The organism is Dinoroseobacter sp. S76 (assembly GCF_049801095.1).
Lineage (GTDB): Bacteria > Pseudomonadota > Alphaproteobacteria > Rhodobacterales > Rhodobacteraceae > Dinoroseobacter.
Window position 1 is genome coordinate 560,644 of record NZ_JBNAGH010000002.1, and the last position, 21,184, is coordinate 581,827.

Below are 21,184 nucleotides of genomic sequence, written 5' to 3' on the forward strand. Positions count from 1 at the left end.
AATATTGGAACCAAAAACCGCATGAGACCATAGGGAGGACATCATGCAATCCACACTGAAAGCGTCCGTTGCGACGCTGGCCTGTGCTGCCGTTCTGGCCGGGCCAGCCCTTGCCGAGGATCTGAGCGGCAAGCTCGTCATCTTCTCGGACATGCACGATCCGGCCCCGCGCGCGACCATGGAGAAGCTCGCCGCCGATTTCGACGCCATGCATCCGAACCTCGAGGTGGATCTGACGATCATCAACCGGGAAGAGTACAAGACCCAGATCCGCAACTTCCTCGCCGCCAACCCGCCCGACGTGGCAAACTGGTATGCGGGCAACCGGATGCTGCCCTATGTGAAGGCGGGTCTTTTCGAGGACGTGTCCGATGTCTGGGATGCGGAGCTGTCGGCCAATCTCGCCTCCACCAAACTGGCGATGACCATCGACGACAAGCAGTGGGGCGTGCCCTATACCTACTATCAGTGGGGCGTGTATTACCGCGAGGACATCTTCAACGAGCTCGGGCTGAGCGAGCCCAGCAACTGGGAAGAGTTCAAGGCGAACTGCCAGGCGGTGCTGGATTCCGGGCGCAAATGCTACTCGATCGGGACCAAATGGCTTTGGACCGCAGCGGGTTGGTTCGACTACCTGAACCTGCGCCAGAACGGCTATGAATTCCACATGGCGCTCACAAATGGCGAGATCGAGTGGACCGATGACCGCGTGAAGGATGTCTTCGCCCGCTGGCGCGAACTCATCGATATGGGCGGCTTCATCGACAACCACACCGCCTATTCCTGGCAGGAATCCGTGCCCTTCTTCACCCAGGGCGATGCCGCGATGATGGTGAAGGGCAACTTTGCCGTGGATCTCTATCGTCAGGGCGGTCTGGGCGATGACCAGATCGGCTTCCACCAGTTCCCGGAGATCACGCCGGGCGTCCCAATGGCGGAAGAGGCCCCCACGGATACGTTCCACATCCCCTCGGGCGCGCAGAACAAGGAAGCCGCGAAGGCCTTCCTGAAATTCGTGACCGAAGCAGGTCAGCAGACCGAGGCGAATATCACGCTCGGCCAGCTGCCGGTGAACAAGAACTCCTCCGTGTCCGATGACGAATTCATCGTCGAGGGCTTTGAGCTGCTGAACAACGCCTATGCCCTGGCGCAGTTCTTCGACAGGGATGCGCCGGCCGAGATGGCGAAGGTTGCCATGGAAGGCATGCAGGAATTCATGGTCAAGCCGGATGAGATTGACCGGATCCTGAGCCGTCTCGAGCGCGCGCGGAAGCGGATCTACTAAGAGCAGGCCAAGCGCCGTCGGTCCCCCGACGGCGCGGACACTCTCCCCGGCAACGGGGCACCAAGACAGGCGCGGTCGGAGCCTTTCCGACCCCGCCCCTGGCCCGAGCTGCCCCGCTTTTCCGGGCGGCCTCGCGCCAAGACCCCTGCCCGTTCCGGGCCCATACCATAGCAAGCGATCGCACCGGCCCGGCCCGGCGGCGCAGTCCCAAAAGGAGCCCTCAATGCCTGACCCTTTGAGCCTTCTTCCCGGTGCGCCCGGCGCTGTGTCACCGCATCCTGAGGTTCGCGGCCGCGCGAGATCTGCGCCCTTGCCCCTTGGCCGGACCCCATGCGGGTCCGCCCTCCCTGCCCCAGAAATGAGCACCTAGCCATGTCCGAGACAGCCCTTTCCGATGTTCGCGCCGTGAATGGCGGCGGCTCCTGGTTTCACCGCAACCAGTTCGCGCTGACCCCGTGGCTGTTCCTGGCCCCGGGTATCCTGTTCTTCGCGGTCTACGTGATCTTTCCGATCTTCCAGTCCTTCAACATCTCGCTTTACGAGTGGGACGGCCTGGGCCAGCCGGAATATGTGGGCCTGCGCAATTACGAGGATCTCTACTGGGAGTTCGTGGATCGCGACGCCTTCTACACCTCGCTGAAGAACAACGTGATCTGGCTGGTGCTCTACCTGCTGGCGATCCCGGCCGGGCTTTTCATCGCGCTCTTCCTGAACCAGACGGTAACGGGCATCCGGTTCTACAAGTCCATGTTCTTCTTCCCCTTCGTGATCAGCCAGGTGGTCGTGGGGCTCGTCTTTACGTGGTTCTACGATCCGACCTTTGGCCTTTTGAACACGCTTCTGGGGTCCGTGGGGATCGCGCCGATCAACGTGCTCGGCGATGAGCGCTACGTGACCTATGGCATCATCATCGCCGGTCTCTGGCCTCAGACGGCCTATTGCATGATCCTGTATCTGACGGGCCTGAATGCCGTGGACCCCGAGCAGATCGAGGCGGGTCGTCTGGACGGGGCCAAGCGCTGGAAGATGCTGTGGTACATCATCATCCCGCAGCTGCGCCCGGCCACCTTCATCGCCTTCGTGGTGACAATCATCGGCGCACTCCGTTCTTTCGACATGATCTCGGTGATGACCGCAGGCGGCCCCTTCGGCTCCAGCCGGGTGCTCGCCTTCTACATGTTCGAGGTTGCCCTCAGCGAATACGGCTTCCGCATGGGATATGGGGCTGCGATCGCAGTGGTGCTCTTTGCCATCATGCTCTGCTTCATCGCCTACTTCCTCTACTCCATGTACCGCGAAGAGCGGGCCCGGTGATGCGGACGGCCTCCCTCCTGCGCGAAAGCGTCGATGCGATCTGCGCCGAGCTGCCCGGGGCCGAACTGGCCCTGGCCGAGGACGAGATCCCGTCCTGGAAAGTGGGCGGCAAGATGTTCGCCTGCTTTGGCCATAAATACCCGGGCGTCGCGGTGAAATGCGACACGGTTGAGACGGCGACTATGCTGATCGAGGCCGGGGTGGCCGAGCGCGCGCCCTATTTCCACAAAAGCTGGGTGCGGCTGCCCGATGACGCCGCCCCGGATGAGGTCACCCACCGGGTCACGACCTCTTACGATCTGATCCGCGCGAAGCTGCCGAAATCGGTCCGCGACGGCCTGCCCTCCCGGAAAGGAGCCTGAGATGTTTCCAGCCCCCATCGAGACGGCCCCACGGGGTCAGCAAATCGCCTATAAGACGCTGCTGCCGGTAGCACTGATCTTCTGGCTGCTGCCGCTGATCGCCGTGGCAGTGTTCTCCATCAAGCCGGCCGGGGATTTCGCCACGGGCAATTACTGGACCTGGCCTTCGTCCATCAGCTTTGTGGAAAACTACGGGCGGGTGTTTTTGGAATCCGACATGCCGCGCTACCTGATCAACTCGGTCTTCATCACCGTGCCCACGGTGATCGGGGCGGTGGCACTCTCCTGCATGACCGGGTTTGCCCTGGGTATCTACAAGTTCCGCGCCAATCTGTGGATCTTCTTCATGTTCGTGGCGGGCAATTTCGTCCCCTTCCAGATCCTCATGGTGCCCGTGCGCGACCTGACCCTGGATCTGGGCCTCTACAACACCAAGACCGGGCTCGTCCTCTTCCACATCGCGTTCCAGACCGGGTTCTGCACGCTCTTCATGCGCAACTTCATCCGCGCCCTGCCCTATGAGCTGATCGAGGCTGCGCGGGTCGAAGGGATCGCGGAATGGCGGATCTTCTGGTTCGTGGTGCTGCCGCTGATGAAACCCGCGATTGCGGCGCTCTCGGTGCTGATCTTCACCTTCATCTGGAATGACTATTTCTGGGCCGTCGTGCTGACCCAAGGGGTCGATGCCCAGCCGGTGACTGCCGGGATCACCTCCTTCAACGGGCAATACACGGCCGCCTATCACATGATGAGCGCGGGCAGCATCATCGCCGCCCTGCCCCCCGTGGCCATGTTCTTCCTGATGCAGAAACACTTCATCGCTGGTCTCACTCTTGGAGCTGTGAAATGACCAAAATTGCCTTTGTCGGGGCGGGCTCGACAATCTTCATGAAAAACATCCTCGGAGATGCCCTGCATTTCGAGGCGCTGCGGGATGGCCATTTCGCGTTGATGGATATCGATGCCACGCGCTTGGCCGAGAGCGAGCTGGTGGCGCGGGCCATGATCCGCACCATGGGCACCGCCGCGAGTGTGAGCACCCATACGGACCGGCGCGCAGCGCTGGAAGGCGCGGATTTCGTGGTCACCGCCTTCCAGATCGGCGGATACGAGCCCTGCACCGTGACGGATTTCGAGATCCCCAAGGCTTACGGTCTGCGTCAGACCATTGGCGATACGCTGGGGATTGGCGGGATCATGCGGGGCCTGCGCACCGTGCCCCATCTCTGGGCCGTCGCCGAGGACATGGCGCAGGTCTGCCCCGATGCAGTGATGCTGCAATATGTGAACCCCATGGCGATCAACACCTGGGCCCTGGCCGAACGCTACCCCCATGTGCGGAATGTCGGGCTCTGCCACTCGGTCCAGAACACCGTGCAGGAGCTCGCCCATGATCTGGAGATCCCCGAGCAGGAGATCCGCTACCGCGTCGCGGGCGTGAACCATGTGGCCTTCTTCCTCGACCTGACCCATCAGGGCCGCGACCTTTATCCGGCGTTGCGCGCGGGCTATGCGGGCGGCGCGCTGCCCAAGGACCCGCTTCTCATGCCGCGCTGCGCCAACAAGGTGCGCTATGAGGTGATGGATCATCTGGGGTATTTCTGCACCGAAAGCTCCGAGCATTTCGCCGAATACGTCCCCTGGTTCATCAAGGAGGGGCGCGAGGATCTGATCGCGCAATTTGCCGTCCCGCTGGACGAGTATCCCACCCGCTGTGTCGAGCAGATCGCCGAATGGCGCGCCCAGGCCGCCGGGCTGACCGGCGCGGCGGAGATCCCGGTGGAGAAAAGCCATGAGTTCGCCGCCGAGATCATGAACGCCATGGTCACGGACCAGCCCTACCGGATCTATGGCAACCTGCAGAACACGGGCCAGATCCCGCAACTGCCCCTCGGCGCGGTGGTGGAAACCCCCTGCCTCGTGGACAGCAACGGCGTCCAGCCCAGCGTGGTGACCGACATCCCGCCGCAGCTCGTGGCGCTGATGCGAACCCAGATCAACGTGCAGGAACTGGTGGTGCGCGCGCTGCTCGATGAGAACCCCGAGCATCTCTACCACGCCGCGATGATGGACCCGCACACCGCCGCCGAGCTGGACCTGCGCCAGATCCGCAGCCTCGTCACCGACCTGCTCGCCGCCCATGGCGACTGGGTTCCCGCCTGGGCCCGCCCGAGGAAAGCCGCCTGATGCGCAACGCCCCCCTTCATTGTTCCCAAAATACTCACGGCGAAAGGTCCGCCCCATGAGCGACACACGCCGCAATCGCGCTTGGTATGGCAAGCTCGACAAGGACGGGTTCATCCACCGCTCCTGGATGAAAAACCAGGGGTTCCCCGATCATGTCTTCGATGGCCGTCCGGTCATCGGGATCTGCAACACATGGTCGGAGCTGACCCCCTGCAACCACGGGCTCCGGACCCTGGCCGAAGGGGTGAAGCGCGGCGTCTGGGAGGCCGGGGGCTTTCCGGTCGAATTCCCGGTCATGTCCCTGGGCGAGACCCAGATGAAGCCCACGGCCATGCTCTTTCGCAACCTTCTGGCCATGGATGTTGAGGAATCCATCCGCGCCTATGGCATGGATGGCGTCGTCCTCTTGGGCGGGTGTGACAAGACCACCCCGGGCCAGCTCATGGGCGCGGCTTCGGTCGATCTGCCCTCCATCGTCGTCTCCGCCGGGCCGATGCTCAACGGCAAGTATCGCGGGCAGGATATCGGCTCGGGCACGGATGTCTGGAAGTTTTCCGAGGCTGTGCGCGCGGGCGAGATGACACTAGCGGATTTCATGAATGCCGAGGCGGGCATGTCCCGCTCCGCAGGGGTCTGCATGACCATGGGCACCGCCTCTACCATGGCCTCGCTGGTGGAGGCGATGGGCATGTCCCTGCCCACCAATGCCGCCCTTCCGGCGGTGGATGCGCGGCGCATGGCGCTGGCGCATCTGACCGGCAAGCGCATCGTCGAAATGGTCGAGGAAGACCTGCGCCCCAGCGCGATCCTGACCAAAGAGGCCTTCGAGAACGCCATCCTCGCCAATGCCGCTGTCGGCGGCTCGACCAACGCGGTTGTCCATCTGCTGGCGATGGCGGGCCGGGCGAATGTGGATCTCAGCCTCAAGGATTTCGAGATCGGGGGCGAGATCCCGCTTCTCGTGAACTGCATGCCTTCGGGCAAGTATCTGATGGAGGACTTCGCCTATGCGGGCGGCGTGCCCGTGGTGCTGTCGGAACTCAAGGAGCATTTGCGCCCTGCCACCACGGTATTGGGCAAGGATATCTCCGCCTATGCGGAGGGGGCCGAATGTTTCAACAGCGATGTCATCCGCTCCATGGAGACGCCGGTGAAACCCGCCGCCGGGCTGCGGGTGCTCACGGGCTCGCTCGCCCCGGACGGGGCCATTGTGAAACCCTCGGCAGCCACGGATGCCCTGCTGGAACATGAAGGCGAGGCCTTCGTCTTCGAGAGTATCGAGGACCTGAAGGCCAATATCGACCGCGACGACCTGCCGGTGACACCCGAGACGATCCTGGTCCTCAAAGGCTGCGGCCCCAAGGGCTATCCGGGCATGCCGGAGGTGGGCAATATGCCGATCCCAGCCAAGCTCGTGCGCGAAGGTGTGCGTGACATGATCCGGGTCTCGGATGCCCGCATGTCGGGCACGGCCTATGGCACGGTGATCCTCCATGTGGCGCCCGAGGCGCAGGCAGGCGGCCCGCTGGCGCTGGTCAAGACCGGCGACCGGATCCGCGTCTCGGCCAAGGACGGCGTGCTCGACCTGCTTGTCGATGCGGCGGAGCTGGAGGCACGCCGCGCGGCCTGGACCCCTGACCCGCCCCATTACACCCGCGGCTATGCCAAGCTCTATGTGGATCACGTCCTGCAGGCCAATCAGGGCGCGGATCTCGATTTTCTGGTGGGTCAGGACACCCGCCCCGTAACACGGGAAAGCCATTGATGACCGCGCGATACTCAGACCTCGACGGCGCCTCCGTTTTCATCACCGGCGGCGGCTCCGGCATTGGCGCGGCGCTGACCGACGGGTTCATGGATCAGGGCGCGCAGGTGGCCTTCATCGGCCGCTCCGATGCCAGTGAGTTCGTGGCCGAGATGACCGAAAAGCACGGGCGCGCCCCGCTTTTCATCCAGGGCGACATCACCGATACGGACGGACTGCGCGCCGCTATCGCGCAGTCCGTCGAGGCTCATGGGCCTGTCACCGCGCTGGTGAACAATGCCGCCAATGACAAGCGTCATACCACGGCAGAGGTCACGCCGGAGTTCTGGGACTGGATGCAAGCGGTCAATCTCAAGGCTTATTTCTTTGCCGCCCAGGCGGTCGCGCCGGGCATGGCGGCGGCGGGCGGCGGATCCATCGTGAATTTCAGCTCGATCAGCTACATGATGGGCAATGCGGGTTACCCGGCCTACACGACCGCCAATGCGGGGATCACCGGCATGTCGCGCTCCCTCGCTCGCGAGTTCGGGCCCGACAAGATCCGCGTCAACGCGCTCGCCCCGGGCTGGGTGCTCACCCAGAAGCAGCTCGACATGTGGGCCACCCCCGAGGATCTCGACGCCCATCTGGAGCGCGCCTGCCTCAAGGAGCATCTCGCTCCCGAGGATATTGTTGGCGCGACCCTCTTTCTTGCATCGGCCAGCAGCCGCATGATGACCGGGCAATGCATGGTCGTGGATGGTGGCGTGGTGGTGACGGGATGAGCACAGAGAACTGGATCGCAGTTGATTGGGGTACCTCGCATCTGCGCGCCTGGCGCATGGCGGGCGAGACCGTGCTGGCCGAGGCGAGCTCCGATGCGGGGATGGGCTCGCTAGAGCGGACAGGGTTCGAGCCCGCACTTCTGGCGCTTGTGGGCGATTGGCTCGACAGGCCCACGGATGTGCTGGCCTGCGGCATGGTCGGCTCGCGGCAAGGCTGGGTCGAGGCGCCCTATGCCGCTGTGCCCTGCGCGCCCCTGGGCCCCGCGCCCGTGCGCGCAGCCTGCGCCGATCCGCGCCTGCGGGTCCATGTGATCCCCGGGCTCAAGCAGCCCAAGCCGGCCGATGTGATGCGCGGGGAAGAGACCCAGATCGCGGGCTTTCTTGCGCGCAACCCCGGCTGGGACGGGGTGATCTGCCTGCCCGGCACCCATACGAAATGGGCCCATATCAGCGCGGGCGAGGTCGTGAGCTTCCAGACCTTCATGACCGGGGAGCTTTACTTCACCCTCGCCCGGCACTCGGTGCTCCGCCACTCCCTCGCCGATGCGGGCTGGGAGGCGGAGGCCTTTGTCGAGGGGCTCCGCGATGGCATGGCGCGGCCCGAACGGATCGCGGCCCGGCTCTTTGGGCTGCGCGCGGCGGACCTGCTCGAAGGGACATCGCCCGATGCCACCCGCGCCCGGCTTTCGGGCCTGTTGATCGGGGCGGAGCTTGTGGCCGCCCGCCCCTATTGGCTCGGCCAGAATGTCGCCCTGATCGGGGCGCCCAAGGTCACCGCGCCTTACCAAACCGCGCTTGAGGCCCAGGCCGTCCCCGCCCGGATCGCCGATGGGTCCGAGATGGTCCGCGCCGGCCTCGCCGCCGCCTATGCCAGTTTGAAGGAAACCGCATGAGCCGTCCCCTGATCGCCATTCTGCGCGGCATCACCCCGCCTGAGGCTGTCCCCGTGGCCACGCGCCTTGTCAGCGCCGGGATCGACCGGATCGAGGTGCCGCTGAACTCGCCGGACGCGCTCGACAGCATTGCCGCGATGGTCGACGCCCTGGGTGAGAGCGCCCTGATCGGGGCGGGCACGGTCCTGACCCGCGACGAGGTGCGCGATGTGAAGGCCGCAGGCGGGCAGATCATCGTCTCCCCCAATGCCGATACCGAGGTGATCCGCGAGACCCGCGCCCGGGACATGCTGAGCTTTCCCGGCGTCTTCAGCCCGACCGAATGCTTCGCAGCCCTCGGTGCGGGGGCGACGGGGCTGAAGCTCTTCCCGGCCTCCGTGGGCGGGCTCGGACTGCTCAAGGCGCTGGTGCCGGTCCTGCCCAAGGGCACGGATATCTATGCCGTGGGCGGGATCGACGGGCCGGATTTCGGGGCCTGGCTCTCGGCGGGCGCAAAAGGGTTCGGCCTCGGCAGCTCGCTCTACGCGCCCGGCGACAGTGATGAGCAGGTCTATCTCAAGGCGCTCAGCATCGTGCGCCATTACGGGGCGGCCATCTCGTGACCGCGACGCTCTATGACGACCGACCCTGCGCGCTTGGCGAGGGGCCGCTTTGGCATCCCGAGCGGCAGCAGCTCTTTTGGTTCGACATCACCGGGCAGCGGATGCTGTCCCGCGATGGGAGCGGGCCGCTGGAATGGCAGTTTGACGAGATGGTCTCGGCGGCGGGCTGGGTGGATCACGACACGCTGCTGATCGCGTCGGAGACCGCGCTGGCCACATTTGATCTGACCGAGGGTGAGAGCCAGTTTCTCGCGCCTTTGGAGGCGGATAACCCCGCAACCCGTTCAAATGACGGACGGGCGGACCCTTGGGGCGGGTTCTGGATCGGGACCATGGGCAAGGGGGCGGAGCCCGGGGCCGGTGCGATCTACCGCTACTTCGACGGCGAGGTGCAGAAGCTTGTGCCCGGGATCACGATCTCCAATGCGATCTGTTTCGACCGGGATCGCGGCTGTGCCTATTACACCGACACGCCCACGCGGCAGGTGATGCGCCTGCCGCTCGGTACCGATGGCTGGCCCGCCGGGGCGGCGGAGCTTGCCGTGGATCTGCGCGCCGACGCGCTGAACCCGGACGGGGCGGTGACCGATAAGGAGGGCAATCTGTGGATTGCCCAATGGGGCGCGTCCCGCGTGGCCTGCTACAGTCCCGAGGGCGCGTTCCTTCGGGCCGTTGACTGTCCAGGGCGGCATGCGTCTTGCCCGGCTTTTGGCGGTGAGGCGCTTGACCGATTGTTCATCACCACAGCGCGCGAAGGGCTCAGCACCGAGACGCTGGAGGAGGCCCCCGAGAATGGCTGCGTCTTTGCCGCCGAGGCCGTCGCTCAGGGCCGCCCGGAACCGCGGGTGATCCTGTGAGCCGCAAGCTGGGGGTGTGCTACTACCCCGAGCACTGGCCCGAGGATCAATGGCCGCGCGATGCGCAGCGGATGAAAGACGCCGGGCTGACCCTTGTACGGATCGGCGAGTTTGCGTGGTCCCGGCTGGAGCCCAGCCCGGGAGACCTGCAATTCGACTGGCTCGACCGGGCGGTGGCCGTGCTGGCCGAGGCCGGGCTCGAGGTGGTGATGGGCACGCCCACGGCCACCCCGCCGCGCTGGATGCTCGACAAGCATCCGGACATGCTGGCCCTAGATGCCGAGGGGAGGCCACGCGGGTTCGGATCGCGCCGCCATTACTGCTTTGCCCATCTCGGCTACCGGGCGGAGGCCGCACGGATCGCCCGCATCATGGGCGAACGCTATGGCCGCGACCCGCGCGTGGTCGCCTGGCAGATAGATAATGAATATGGCTGCCACGACACCACGCTCAGCTATTCGCCCGCCGCCCGCGACCAGTTCCGCGACTGGCTGGCGCAGCGCTATCAATCCACGGACGCCCTGAACCGCGCCTGGGGCAATGTGTTTTGGTCCATGGAGTATGCCAACTTCGATCAGATCGATCTGCCGAACCTGACCGTGACCGAGCCGAACCCGTCCCACGCCATGGCGTTCCGACGCTTTGCCTCGGATATGGTGGTGGCGTTCAACCGCACCCAGGTCTACGCCCTGCGGCCCCTTACGGATGCGCCCCTGATCCACAACTACATGGGCCGGGTCACGGAATTCGATCACCATGACCTCGGCGCGGATCTCGAGATCGCGAGCTGGGACAGCTATCCGATGGGGTTCCTGATGGACCGCATCGAGGGGGATGCGGCGCACAAGGCGACTTATCTGCGCCAGGGCGATCCGGATTTTCAGGCCTTTCACCATGATCTCTATCGCGGGGTCGGGCAGGATCAGCGCTGGTGGATCATCGAGCAGCAGCCAGGCCCGGTGAACTGGGCGCCGTGGAACCCGGCACCGCTGCCCGGGATGGTGCGGCTCTGGTCCCATGAGGCCTTTGCCCATGGCGCCGAGGCCGTGTGCTATTTCCGCTGGCGCCAGGCCCCCTTTGCACAGGAGCAGATGCACGCGGGCCTCCTGCGCGCCGATGATGTCGAGGCCCCGGGCCTTGCCGAGGCGCGCGAGGTCGCCGCGGAAATCGCCACCCTACCGGAGACCCGCGCGACCCGCGCGCCGGTGGCGCTGGTCTTTGACTACCCGTCCCAATGGGCGTGGGAGGTGCAGCCGCAAGGGGCGGATTTCGACTACTTCTCCCTCTGTTTCGAGATGTATCGCGGGCTGCGCAAGCTGGGCCTGTCGGTGGATATCCTGCCTGCGGATCCGGCGCGGCTCGCGGGCTATGACCTCCTGCTGGTGCCCGGCCTCCTGAGCCTCAGCCCCGAGATGGCGGGCTTTCTCTCCGAGACCCCGGCGCAGGTGCTGGTGGGCCCAAGAGCAGGCTCGAAGACACCGGAGCTGACCATGGCCCTGCCGCTTGGTCCTGGGCTGTGCGACCTTGACGTGACCGTCACCCATGTGGAGAGCCTGCCTCCCGGGGCCGGGCGTCCCCTCGCGGGCGGAGGTTCGGCGGAGCGCTGGATCGAAACCGTCGAGACACGTGCTGAGACCGCGCTAACGACCGAGGACGGCGCGCCGATCCTTCTCCGCGCAGAGCATCAGCACTACCTTGGGGCCTGGCCCGACCCGGTCGCCCTGGACCGGATCCTGCGGGATCTTTGTGCACGGGCCGGCGTCGCGACGACCGAAATGCCCCCGGGTGTGCGCCAGCGCGTCATGGGATCCCGTCGTCTGGTGGTAAATTATTCCCCAGAACCCCGTATTTTCGAAGACGACCTCTTGCCCCCGGCGGGCCTGCTGTGGAAATTGGCCCCATGAACAAAAATGTCGCACCCGAGATCCCCACCCCGCGTTTCGACGAGATGCGGCAAACCACCTGTTACATGTGCGCCTGCCGCTGCGGCATCAACGTGCATCTCAAAGACGGAAAGGTCGCCTATATCGAGGGCAACCGCGCCCACCCTGTGAACAAGGGCGTGCTCTGCGCCAAGGGCTCCGCGGGCATCAAGCAGCACACCGCCCCCTCGCGCCTGCGCGCGCCGCTGAAACGGGTGGGCCCGCGCGGCTCCGGCCAGTTCGAAGAGATCAGCTGGGAAGAGGCGCTGCAGACCGCCACGGACTGGCTCGCTCCCCTGCGCAAGGACGCCCCGGACAAGCTCGCCTTCTTCACCGGGCGCGATCAGTCGCAAAGCTTCACCAGCTTCTTCGCGCAAAACTTCGGCACCCCGAATTACGCAGCCCATGGCGGCTTCTGCTCGGTGAATATGGCGGCGGCAGGCATCTATACGATGGGCGGCGCGTTCTGGGAGTTTGGCTCGCCCGATTGGGAACACACCAAGATGTTCCTTCTCTTCGGGGTCGCAGAAGACCATGACAGCAACCCGATCAAGATCGGCCTCGGCAAGCTGAAAAAGCGCGGCGCCAAGGTGATCGGGATCAACCCGATCCGCACGGGCTATAATGCCGTGGCGGACGATTGGTACGGGATCACACCGGGCACCGATGGTCTGCTGATCCTGTCACTGATCCACTGCCTGCTGCGCGCGGGTCGGATCGATCTCGACTATCTTGCGGCCTTCACCAACGCGCCCGTGCTGGTGAATGAGGACCCGGCGAGCCCCGAGCATGGGCTCTTGCTGCGTGACGAGGCGGGCAAGCTCCTGATCCTCGACCGCGCCACGGGCAAGCCCGTGCCCTTCGACACACAAGGGGTGCAACCGGATCTCGCAGGCTCCCACCGCCATGCCGGGGTCAGCCACCGCCCCGTGATCCAGCATATCGCCGAGAAATATCTCAGCGAGGACTACGCGCCCGAGGCTGTGGCCGAGCGCTGCGGGATCTCCGCCGAGCGGATCCGCGGGCTTGCCGCCGAGCTCGCCAAGACCGCCTTTGACGAAGCCTTTGAGCTCGACATCCCCTGGACCGATTTTCGCGGCAACAAACACGCCAAGATGCAGGGCCGACCAGTCGCGATGCACTCCATGCGCGGGATCTCCGCCCATGGCAACGGCTTCCAAACCGCGCGGGCACTGCATCTCTTGCAGATCCTGCTCGGCACGGTCGAGGTCCCCGGTGGCTTCCGCTTCAAGCCGCCCTACCCCAAACCGCCCGAGGCCCATCCCAAGCCCCACTGCAAGGTCACGCCCGGCGCCCCGCTCGACGGCCCGCATCTGGGCTTCGTGCATGGGCCCGACGATCTGGCCCTCAAACCCGATGGCAGCCCGGCGCGGATCGACAAGGCGTTCTCTTGGGACAACCCGATGTCGGCCCATGGGCTGATGCATATGGTGATCTCCAACGCCCATGCGGGGGATCCCTACAAGGTCGACACGCTGTTCCTCTATATGGCGAACATGGCCTGGAACTCGTCGATGAACACCGCCGAGACCATGGCGATGCTTACGGATACGGATGAGAACGGCGAGTACAAGATCCCGCGCATCATCTATGCCGACAGCTACAATTCCGAGATGGTCTCCTATGCGGATCTGATCTTCCCGGACACCACCTATCTGGAGCGTCACGACTGCATCTCCCTGCTCGACCGCCCGATCTGCGAACCCGATGCGGTGGCCGATGCGATCCGCTGGCCCGTGGTGGAGCCGGACCGCGATGTGCGCGGCTTCCAGTCGGTGCTTGTGGAGCTTGGCGCGCGGCTTGGCCTGCCGGGTTTTGTCGATGCCGACGGCAAGCAGCTCTACGCGGATTACGCCGACTACATGGTCAACCATGAGCGCCGCCCGGGCGTCGGTCCGCTCTCGGGCTTCCGAGGCAATGGCGATGCGGAGGGGCGCGGCGCGCCGAACCCGGACCAGCTTCAGCGCTATATCGACAATGGCGGTTTCTGGGAGGCCGAGGTCCCCGAAGAGGCCCGCTATTACAAGCCCTGGAACAGCGCCTATCAGGACTGGGCGGTCGAGATGGCCTTCTACGACAAACCCCAGCCCTATATCTTCAACCTCTGGTCCGAACCCCTGCGCCGGTTCCAGCTGGCCGCCGAAGGCCATGGGGAGCGTCAGCCGCCCGACCATCTGCGTGACCAGATCAAGGAGAAACTCACCCCCCTGCCCATCTGGTATGAGAGCACCGATGCCCGCACAGACGAGTTCCCCCTCCACGCCCTGACCCAGCGCCCGATGGCGATGTACCACTCCTGGGGCTCGCAAAACGCCTGGCTGCGCCAGATCCACGGGGTGAACCCGCTCTATGTCCCCAGCGCTGTCTGGGAGGAACACGGCTTTGCCGAGGGCGATTGGGCCACGCTCACCTCGCGGCACGGCCAGATCACCATCCCCGTCGCCCTGATGGCTGCGCTCAACCCGAAAACCGTCTGGACCTGGAACGCGATCGGCAAGCGCAAGGGTGCCTGGGGTCTCGACAAGGACGCGCCCGAAGCCACCAAGGGCTTCTTGCTCAACCACCTGATCTCCGAGCTGCTCCCGGCCCGCTCCGACGGGATGCGCTGGTCGAACTCCGACCCGGTCACGGGCCAAGCCGCCTGGTTCGACCTCCGCGTCAACATCGCCAAAACCGGCAGCCAACCCGAAAGCCAGCCCAGCTTCCCGCCGCTCGGAGGCCGGTCATGACCCCCAATCTTAAGTCCTCAAATATCCCGGGGGGTCTGGGGGGCTGGCCCCCCATATCCTGCCGCCAGCCAAGGAGCACGCCATGACCGAGCTTCCCGCCAGCACCGAAAAGAAGCTCGGCCTCGTCATTGATCTCGATACCTGCGTCGGCTGCCATGCCTGTGTGGTCGCCTGCAAAGGCTGGAACGATCAGGGCTATGGCGTCCCGCTCAGCGATCAGGACCCCTACGGCGCCGAGCCCACGGGCACCTTCCTCAACCGCGTCCACAGCTACGAGGTCACGCCCGAGGCAGGCCCGGCCCAGCTGATCCACTTCCCGAAATCCTGCCTCCATTGCGAGGACGCGCCTTGCGTGACAGTCTGCCCCACGGGGGCCAGTTACAAGCGTTCCGAAGACGGGATCGTGCTGGTCAACGAGGATGCCTGCATCGGCTGCGGCCTCTGCGCCTGGGCCTGCCCATACGGCGCGCGTGAGATGGATGCGGCCGCCGGCGTGATGAAGAAATGCACGCTCTGCGTCGACCGGATCTATAACGAGGCCCTGCCCGAAGAAGACCGCCAGCCCGCTTGCGTGCGCACCTGTCCCGCAGGCGCGCGTCATTTCGGCGATCTCGGCGATCCCGACAGCGACGTCAGCCAGCTTGTCGCCGAGCGCGGCGGCATGGACCTCATGCCCGAGCAGGGCACCAAGCCCGTCAACAAATACCTGCCGCCCCGTCCCAAGGACGACGTGCCGGAGTTTGACGTGCTCGCCCCCTATCTCGAACCGGTCGCGACCGAGCCCACGGGCTTTCTCGGCTGGCTCGACCGCACTCTGGATCGGATCTGAGCCATGCATCCCGCGAAATCTGTCATTCTCTTCACCTCGCTCTCGGGCATCGGCTTTGGCCTCCTGATCTGGCTCGGGCTCGGCATCCCCAAGGCTGTGGGCTGGGTCGGTTTTGTCTATTATGCGCTGGCCTTTGCGCTTTCCGTGGGCGGGCTCATCGCCTCGACCTTCCATCTGGGCAATCCGCAGCGCGCCTGGCGCGCCTTCACCCAGTGGAAAACCAGCTGGCTCAGCCGTGAGGCGGTACTGGCCGTGGCAGCACTGACGATCATGGGCCTCCACGGGGCTGCGGCGGTATTCCTCGGCTACCAACCCGCCTTCCTTGGCGTTCTGGGCGCAGCACTCTGCCTCGCGACCGTGCTCGCCACGGCGATGATCTACACCCAGTTGAAGACCGTGCCACGCTGGAATCAGCCCGCTACGCCCGTTCTCTTCGGCCTCCTGAGCCTCGGCGGCGGTGCACTACTGGCAGGTCATATCACAACGGCGCTCTGGCTGCTGGCTGCGATCGGAGTGGTACAGCTCTGGGCCTGGATGGCCGGCGACAAGGCCTTCTCAGGCGGCGCAACGTCCCTCTCCACCGCCACCGGCCTCGGCGCCCAGGTCCGCGCCTTCGAGCCGCCCCATACGGGCGGCAACTACCTGATGCGCGAGATGGTCTATGAGGTCGGTCGCAAGCACGCGGTGAAGCTCCGGGTCATTGCCCTGGGTCTCATGGCGGTGCTGCCGCTGGTGCTCATCCTGCTCAATGACAAGCATCTGGTGGTCGGGCTCGCCGTGATCTCCCATTTCGCGGGGGTGCTGGTGGCACGCTGGCTTTTCTTTGCCGAAGCCGAGCATGTGGTCGGGCTCTATTACGGGCGCGATCAGAACGCGGTCAGCGCGGCCTGATCCTCTCACGCGGCCCTTCAGGGCCGCGCGCAGACCTCTTTGAGCTGCGCATAGAGCGCGCGGTAGCGCGGCAACCGTTCCGCGTGACGCCCCTCCTGCCGCGGCGCGAACACCGCGCCGATCTCTGGCGGCGCTGCGAGCTCCTCCACAGAGAGGTCGCCGATCCCCACTGCGGCCAGTTTAGCTGCCCCCAGCGCGGGCCCCTGGTCCGCCCCGGCGGGGCGCTGCATCGGGATCCCCAGCACATTCGCGAGGGTCTGCAACACCAGATCGCTGCGCGCGCCGCCCCCGATTACGATGGGCGACGGCGTGTCGAGCCCGGCCTCGCGGAGCGCTGACTGCGCATCGACAAAGCTATAGGCGATGGCATCGATCACAGCGCGCATCATCTCACCGGGACCAGTCCCGTGGCTGAGCCCCTGGAACCCCGCCCGGGCGCTAGGGTCGCCATGGGGCGTCCGCTCCCCGGTCAAGTAGGGCAGAAAGAGCGGCGTGTGGACTGGATCTGCGGTCTCAGCCAGTGCGAGCAGCGCGGGCAGCTCCTGCCCAAGCGCGCGGGCCAGCCAGGCCATGGGGGCCGCGCCGTTGAGCATGGCCGCCATCTGGATGTATCCGCCGGGCAGGCAATGGGCGAAACTGTGCAACAGGCGCTCCGGGTTCGGTGCGTGACGGTCGCTCGCGAGCAGGAACTGCCCGGAGGTGCCGAGCGAGACCATGGCCTGCCCCGGGCGGACGACCCCCACGCCCACCGCGCCCGCCATGGCATCCCCGCCCCCACGGACCACTGGCACGCCAGGTCGAAGCCCCAGCGTGTCAGCTGCGGCGCGGGTCAGCGGACCAGCCAACTCGGTGCCTTCGGCGAGGGTCGGCACCTGAGCGCGGGAGAGCCCGCTGAAGGCAAGAGCCGCCTCGTCCCAGTCCCGTGCCGCCTGATCGAGCCAGAGCGTGCCTGCGGCCTCAGACATCTCGGAGAGGAACCCGCCATGGAGCCGGTAGCCCAGCCAATCCTTGGCCTGGAGCACCATTGCCGTCGCGCGGTGCGTCTCGGGCTCGGCGCGGGCCAGCCAGGCGAGCTTGGGCGCGGTGAAGCCGGGCATCGGCGGCACACCCCCGCGGGCGCCGATCCCGGGCAGAGCCGCGGTCATGGCTGTGCTCTCGGCCTCCGCACGGTTGTCGTTCCAGAGCATGGCCGGGCGCAGGACCGCGCCATCGGCCCCAAGACAGACCGCGCCATGCATCTGACCCGACAGACCAATGGCCTTGACCCCGTCCCAGCCGGGTCGCGTCCGAAGCTCTGTGCAGGCGGCGCAGACCGCGCGCCACCAATCCTCCGGGTCTTGCTCGCTCGCTCCGGGAGATGGGGTCGCAACCTGCAGAGGCGCGCTGGCCGTGCCACAGACCGCCTGCCCATCCCAAAGGAGCGCCTTGACCGCCGATGTGCCGATATCGAGACCGAGATACATGGGCTCCCCCTTTCAGCCGCCGCCAAGCGCGGTCCACATGTGGACCGCGCCGCAGCACAGCGCCTGCGCCGTTTCCCTTGGGTATTGGGCCGAGCCCCCTGCCGCAACGAAAAAGGCCCGCGCGAGGCGGGCCTTTTCCAGATCTGATCTCAGAGCTCTCAGTCGATGAGCGGCAGGAGCTTGTCGAAGCTCGCCTTCGCATCGCCGTAGAACATCCGCGTGTTCTCCTTGTAGAAGAGCGGGTTCTCGATGCCCGAGTAGCCCGTGCCCTGCCCCCGCTTGGAGACGAAGACCTGCTTGGCCTTCCAGCACTCCAGAACCGGCATCCCGGCAATCGGGGAGTTCGGGTCCTCTTGTGCCGCAGGGTTCACGATGTCGTTGGAGCCGATCACGATGGCCACATCCGTATCCGGGAAATCCTCGTTGATCTCGTCCATCTCCAGCACGATGTCATAGGGCACTTTCGCCTCAGCCAGAAGCACGTTCATGTGCCCCGGCAGACGACCGGCAACCGGGTGGATCGCGAACCGCACATCCTTGCCCTTGGCACGCAGCTTGCGGGTCAGCTCGGCAACCGTCTGCTGGGCCTGTGCCACGGCCATGCCGTAGCCCGGGATGATGATGATGCTGTCAGCTTCGTTCAGAGCGGTCGCAACGCCGTCGGCATCGATGGCCACCTGCTCGCCCTCGACCTCCATCTGCGGGCCACCGGCGCCACCAAAGCCGCCAAGGATCACGCTGACAAAGGCGCGGTTCATGGCTTTACACATGATGTAGGACAGGATCGCACCGGAGGAGCCCACAAGCGCGCCCACCACGATCAGGAGGTCATTGCCCAGGGAGAAGCCGATCGCAGCAGCGGCCCAGCCGGAATAGCTGTTGAGCATCGAGACCACCACGGGCATGTCCGCGCCGCCGATCCCCATGATCAGGTGATAGCCGATGAAGAGCGCCAGAAGCGTCAGCAGAACCAGCGTCCAGCTGCCTGCGCCGCCCAGATACATGGCCGTCAGCACCAGGGAGCCTGCTGCCGCTGCCGCGTTCAGCATATGCCCACCGGGCAGCTGCTTGGCGGCGGAGTTCACCTTGCCCGCGAGCTTGCCATAGGCGATCACGGAGCCGGTGAAGGTCACCGCACCGATCCAGATGCCGAGCACCAGCTCGACCCGGAGGATGCCGATCTCGACGCCGGATTTCTTGGCGATGAGCTTGCCGAAGGACGAGAGACCGTCGGTGATCTCCTTGGGCAGACCGATGGCGGTATAGCCATCCGCGCCCACCGCGCCCAGCACCTGGCCATTGGCCTCATAAAGGGCGGAAACCGAGTTGATCATGATGTCGGCGTTGAAGCCCACAAAGACCGCAGCCAGACCGACGAGCGAGTGCATGATGGCCACAAGCTCGGGCATCTGGGTCATCTGGACCTTGGTGGCGAGCTGATAACCGACAGCCGCGCCCAAAGCGATCAGGATGATCGAGGCCCAGGCCAGACCCTGACCGGGGCCGGTGATCGTTGCCACAACCGCCAGCGCCATGCCCGCGATGCCATACCACACAGCGCGCTTGGCGCTTTCTTGTCCGCTCAGACCACCCAGGGACAGGATGAAAAGAACTGCTGCAACCGCGTAGGCCGCAATCGTAAATCCGAATTCCATAGTCCGGAGCTCCTTAGGATTTCTGGAACATGGCGAGCATGCGCCGTGTCACGAGGAAGCCGCCGAAGATATTCACCGAGGCCATGAAGATGCCCGCCGCCGCGAGCACGGTGATCAGAAGCGAGCTCGATCCGATCTGGATCAGCGCGCCGAGAATGATGATCGACGAAATTGCGTTGGTCACCGCCATCAGGGGCGTGTGCAGCGAGTGTGCCACGTTCCAGATGACCTGGAAGCCGATGAAGACCGACAGGATGAAGACGATGAAATGCTGCATGAAGCTGGCGGGGGCAATCAGGCCCACACCCAGCAGCAGCGCCGCGCCAACGGCCAGAAGCGTGACTTGGTTCTTGGTCTGCGCCTTGAACGCTGCGGCTTCCTCGGCCTTGATCTCCTCGGGGGTCTTCTCCTTGGGCTTTTCCTTGGTCTGCGCCGCGATCGCCGCCACTTTCGGCGGGGGCGGCGGGAAGGTGATCTCGCCCGCATGGGTGATCGTTGCCCCACGGATCACGTCGTCTTCCATGTTGTGATTGGTCTGACCGTCCTTCTCTGGCGTCAGATCGGTCATCAGGTGACGGATGTTGGTCGCATAGAGCGTCGAGGACTGGGCGGCCATGCGGCTCGGGAAGTCCGTATAACCGATGATGGTCACGCCATTGTCGGTGACGATCTTCTCGTCCATGACGGTCAGCTTGCAGTTGCCGCCCTTTTCCGCCGCGAGATCGACGATCACCGAGCCCGGCTTCATGCTTTCGACCATATCCTTGGTCCAAAGCTCCGGGGCTTCGCGGTTCGGGATCAACGCGGTGGTGATCACGATGTCCATCTCAGGGGCCAGTTCGCGGAACTTGGCGAGCTGGGCCGCGGCGAATTCCGGGCTGGAGACCGAGGCGTACCCGCCCGTGGCCGCGCCATCCTGCTGCTCTTCCTCGAAATCGAGGAAGACGAATTCGGCGCCCATGGATTCAACCTGCTCGGCCACTTCCGGGCGCACGTCGAACGCATAGGTGATCGCACCCAGCGAAGTCGAGGTCCCGATCGCGGCCAGACCGGCCACACCGGCGCCCACAACCAGCACCTTGGCGGGCGGCACTTTACCAGCCGCCGTGATCTGACCGGTGAAGAAGCGTCCGAAGTTGTTGCCTGCCTCGATCACCGCGCGGTAGCCGGCGATATTGGCCATCGACGACAGCGCGTCCATCTTCTGGGCGCGGCTGATGCGCGGGACCATGTCCATGGCAATGACGCTCGCGCCCTTGTCCTTGGCCAGATCCATCAGCGCCTCATTGGCGGCCGGATAGAAGAAGCTGATCAGCAGCTGCTCTTTGCGCAGACGCTTGGCTTCGGTCTCGCTGGGGGGGCGCACCTTGGCGACGATATCCACCGCCTTGAACAGCGCGGCGGCGGTCTTGACGACCTCTACCCCATTGGCCTCGTAAAGTGCGTCTGCAAACCCGGCCGCGTCCCCCGCGCCGGACTCGATTGCACACTCATATCCAAGTTTCTGCAACTGAAGTGCAGAGTCTGGCGTCATCGCAACTCGTGCTTCGCCAGGAAAGATTTCCTTCGGTGCCCCGATCTTCACGTGTCTTCCTTTCCCGTTTCCACCCAAGCGGGCTTTTCGTTCAAATGGCCTCTTAACACT

At 65.1% G+C, this 21,184-nt stretch carries 17 protein-coding genes; 14 read left to right on the forward strand and 3 right to left on the reverse strand.

Annotation, left to right across the window (positions count from 1 at the left end; genetic code table 11):
• The first annotated feature begins 43 nt into the window (after positions 1-43).
• The 14 genes from ACP153_RS08510 (at position 44) to ACP153_RS08575 (ending at position 16,421) form a co-directional block, all read left to right on the forward strand.
• Positions 44-1,285, forward strand: a complete 1,242-nt coding sequence (locus tag ACP153_RS08510) for an ABC transporter substrate-binding protein (protein ID WP_424970550.1) — start codon at positions 44-46, stop codon at positions 1,283-1,285.
• A gap of 372 nt (positions 1,286-1,657) precedes the next feature.
• Positions 1,658-2,599, forward strand: a complete 942-nt coding sequence (locus ACP153_RS08515; RefSeq protein WP_424970551.1) for a carbohydrate ABC transporter permease — start codon at positions 1,658-1,660, stop codon at positions 2,597-2,599.
• Positions 2,599-2,961, forward strand: a complete 363-nt coding sequence (locus ACP153_RS08520) for an MmcQ/YjbR family DNA-binding protein (RefSeq protein ID WP_424970552.1) — start codon at positions 2,599-2,601, stop codon at positions 2,959-2,961. Before ACP153_RS08515 ends, ACP153_RS08520 begins: the two co-directional genes overlap by 1 nt.
• Position 2,962: 1 nt before the next feature.
• Positions 2,963-3,811 (forward strand): carbohydrate ABC transporter permease, encoded by an 849-nt coding sequence (locus ACP153_RS08525; protein WP_424970553.1) that lies wholly within the window; start codon positions 2,963-2,965, stop codon positions 3,809-3,811.
• Positions 3,808-5,148, forward strand: coding sequence for an alpha-glucosidase/alpha-galactosidase (locus ACP153_RS08530; protein WP_424970554.1), 1,341 nt, complete (start codon positions 3,808-3,810; stop codon positions 5,146-5,148). The genes ACP153_RS08525 and ACP153_RS08530 overlap by 4 nt, the downstream gene beginning before the upstream one ends.
• A 55-nt stretch (positions 5,149-5,203) precedes the next feature.
• Complete coding sequence (locus ACP153_RS08535; RefSeq protein WP_424970555.1) at positions 5,204-6,913, forward strand: IlvD/Edd family dehydratase; 1,710 nt, start codon at positions 5,204-5,206, stop codon at positions 6,911-6,913.
• Complete coding sequence (locus ACP153_RS08540; RefSeq protein WP_424970556.1) at positions 6,913-7,677, forward strand: SDR family NAD(P)-dependent oxidoreductase; 765 nt, start codon at positions 6,913-6,915, stop codon at positions 7,675-7,677. The genes ACP153_RS08535 and ACP153_RS08540 overlap by 1 nt, the downstream gene beginning before the upstream one ends.
• Positions 7,674-8,570, forward strand: coding sequence for a 2-dehydro-3-deoxygalactonokinase (locus ACP153_RS08545; RefSeq protein WP_424970557.1), 897 nt, complete (start codon positions 7,674-7,676; stop codon positions 8,568-8,570). Before ACP153_RS08540 ends, ACP153_RS08545 begins: the two co-directional genes overlap by 4 nt.
• On the forward strand, positions 8,567-9,172 hold the full coding sequence (locus tag ACP153_RS08550) for a 2-dehydro-3-deoxy-6-phosphogalactonate aldolase (RefSeq protein ID WP_424970558.1): 606 nt from the start codon (positions 8,567-8,569) through the stop codon (positions 9,170-9,172). The genes ACP153_RS08545 and ACP153_RS08550 overlap by 4 nt, the downstream gene beginning before the upstream one ends.
• On the forward strand, positions 9,169-10,029 hold the full coding sequence (locus tag ACP153_RS08555) for an SMP-30/gluconolactonase/LRE family protein (protein ID WP_424970559.1): 861 nt from the start codon (positions 9,169-9,171) through the stop codon (positions 10,027-10,029). Before ACP153_RS08550 ends, ACP153_RS08555 begins: the two co-directional genes overlap by 4 nt.
• Complete coding sequence (locus ACP153_RS08560; RefSeq protein ID WP_424970560.1) at positions 10,026-11,933, forward strand: beta-galactosidase; 1,908 nt, start codon at positions 10,026-10,028, stop codon at positions 11,931-11,933. The genes ACP153_RS08555 and ACP153_RS08560 overlap by 4 nt, the downstream gene beginning before the upstream one ends.
• A complete protein-coding gene (locus tag ACP153_RS08565; protein ID WP_424970561.1) occupies positions 11,930-14,701 on the forward strand; it encodes a molybdopterin oxidoreductase family protein in 2,772 nt (923 codons plus the stop codon). Before ACP153_RS08560 ends, ACP153_RS08565 begins: the two co-directional genes overlap by 4 nt.
• An 82-nt stretch (positions 14,702-14,783) precedes the next feature.
• Positions 14,784-15,530, forward strand: a complete 747-nt coding sequence (locus tag ACP153_RS08570; protein ID WP_424970562.1) for a 4Fe-4S dicluster domain-containing protein — start codon at positions 14,784-14,786, stop codon at positions 15,528-15,530.
• A gap of 3 nt (positions 15,531-15,533) precedes the next feature.
• Complete coding sequence (locus ACP153_RS08575; RefSeq protein WP_424970563.1) at positions 15,534-16,421, forward strand: dimethyl sulfoxide reductase anchor subunit family protein; 888 nt, start codon at positions 15,534-15,536, stop codon at positions 16,419-16,421.
• Between the two features lie 17 nt (positions 16,422-16,438).
• Here the strand turns inward: ACP153_RS08575 and xylB are convergent, their stop codons facing one another.
• The 3 genes from xylB to ACP153_RS08590 all read right to left on the reverse strand — a co-directional run bounded on the left by xylB (position 16,439) and on the right by ACP153_RS08590 (position 21,124).
• Positions 16,439-17,884 carry a xylulokinase gene (gene xylB, locus ACP153_RS08580; RefSeq protein ID WP_424970564.1) on the reverse strand — a complete coding sequence of 482 codons (1,446 nt, stop codon included), beginning with the start codon at positions 17,882-17,884 and terminating at the stop codon, positions 16,439-16,441.
• Between the two features lie 158 nt (positions 17,885-18,042).
• On the reverse strand, positions 18,043-19,539 hold the full coding sequence (locus ACP153_RS08585; protein WP_424970565.1) for an NAD(P)(+) transhydrogenase (Re/Si-specific) subunit beta: 1,497 nt from the start codon (positions 19,537-19,539) through the stop codon (positions 18,043-18,045).
• A gap of 13 nt (positions 19,540-19,552) precedes the next feature.
• A complete protein-coding gene (locus ACP153_RS08590) occupies positions 19,553-21,124 on the reverse strand; it encodes a Re/Si-specific NAD(P)(+) transhydrogenase subunit alpha (protein WP_424970566.1) in 1,572 nt (523 codons plus the stop codon).
• Between the last annotated feature and the right edge of the window lie 60 nt (positions 21,125-21,184).

Excerpts from the sequence above, each read along its gene's own strand:
- ACP153_RS08510 (WP_424970550.1), top strand. The coding sequence starts at position 44 with ATGCAATCCACACTGAAAGCGTCCGTTGCGACGCTGGCCTGTGCTGCC.
- ACP153_RS08515 (WP_424970551.1), top strand. The coding sequence starts at position 1,658 with ATGTCCGAGACAGCCCTTTCCGATGTTCGCGCCGTGAATGGCGGCGGC.
- ACP153_RS08520 (WP_424970552.1), top strand. The coding sequence starts at position 2,599 with ATGCGGACGGCCTCCCTCCTGCGCGAAAGCGTCGATGCGATCTGCGCC.
- ACP153_RS08525 (WP_424970553.1), top strand. The coding sequence starts at position 2,963 with ATGTTTCCAGCCCCCATCGAGACGGCCCCACGGGGTCAGCAAATCGCC.
- ACP153_RS08530 (WP_424970554.1), top strand. The coding sequence starts at position 3,808 with ATGACCAAAATTGCCTTTGTCGGGGCGGGCTCGACAATCTTCATGAAA.
- ACP153_RS08535 (WP_424970555.1), top strand. The coding sequence starts at position 5,204 with ATGAGCGACACACGCCGCAATCGCGCTTGGTATGGCAAGCTCGACAAG.
- ACP153_RS08540 (WP_424970556.1), top strand. The coding sequence starts at position 6,913 with ATGACCGCGCGATACTCAGACCTCGACGGCGCCTCCGTTTTCATCACC.
- ACP153_RS08545 (WP_424970557.1), top strand. The coding sequence starts at position 7,674 with ATGAGCACAGAGAACTGGATCGCAGTTGATTGGGGTACCTCGCATCTG.
- ACP153_RS08550 (WP_424970558.1), top strand. The coding sequence starts at position 8,567 with ATGAGCCGTCCCCTGATCGCCATTCTGCGCGGCATCACCCCGCCTGAG.
- ACP153_RS08565 (WP_424970561.1), top strand. The coding sequence starts at position 11,930 with ATGAACAAAAATGTCGCACCCGAGATCCCCACCCCGCGTTTCGACGAG.
- ACP153_RS08570 (WP_424970562.1), top strand. The coding sequence starts at position 14,784 with ATGACCGAGCTTCCCGCCAGCACCGAAAAGAAGCTCGGCCTCGTCATT.
- ACP153_RS08575 (WP_424970563.1), top strand. The coding sequence starts at position 15,534 with ATGCATCCCGCGAAATCTGTCATTCTCTTCACCTCGCTCTCGGGCATC.
- xylB (WP_424970564.1), bottom strand. The coding sequence starts at position 17,884 with ATGTATCTCGGTCTCGATATCGGCACATCGGCGGTCAAGGCGCTCCTT.
- ACP153_RS08585 (WP_424970565.1), bottom strand. The coding sequence starts at position 19,539 with ATGGAATTCGGATTTACGATTGCGGCCTACGCGGTTGCAGCAGTTCTT.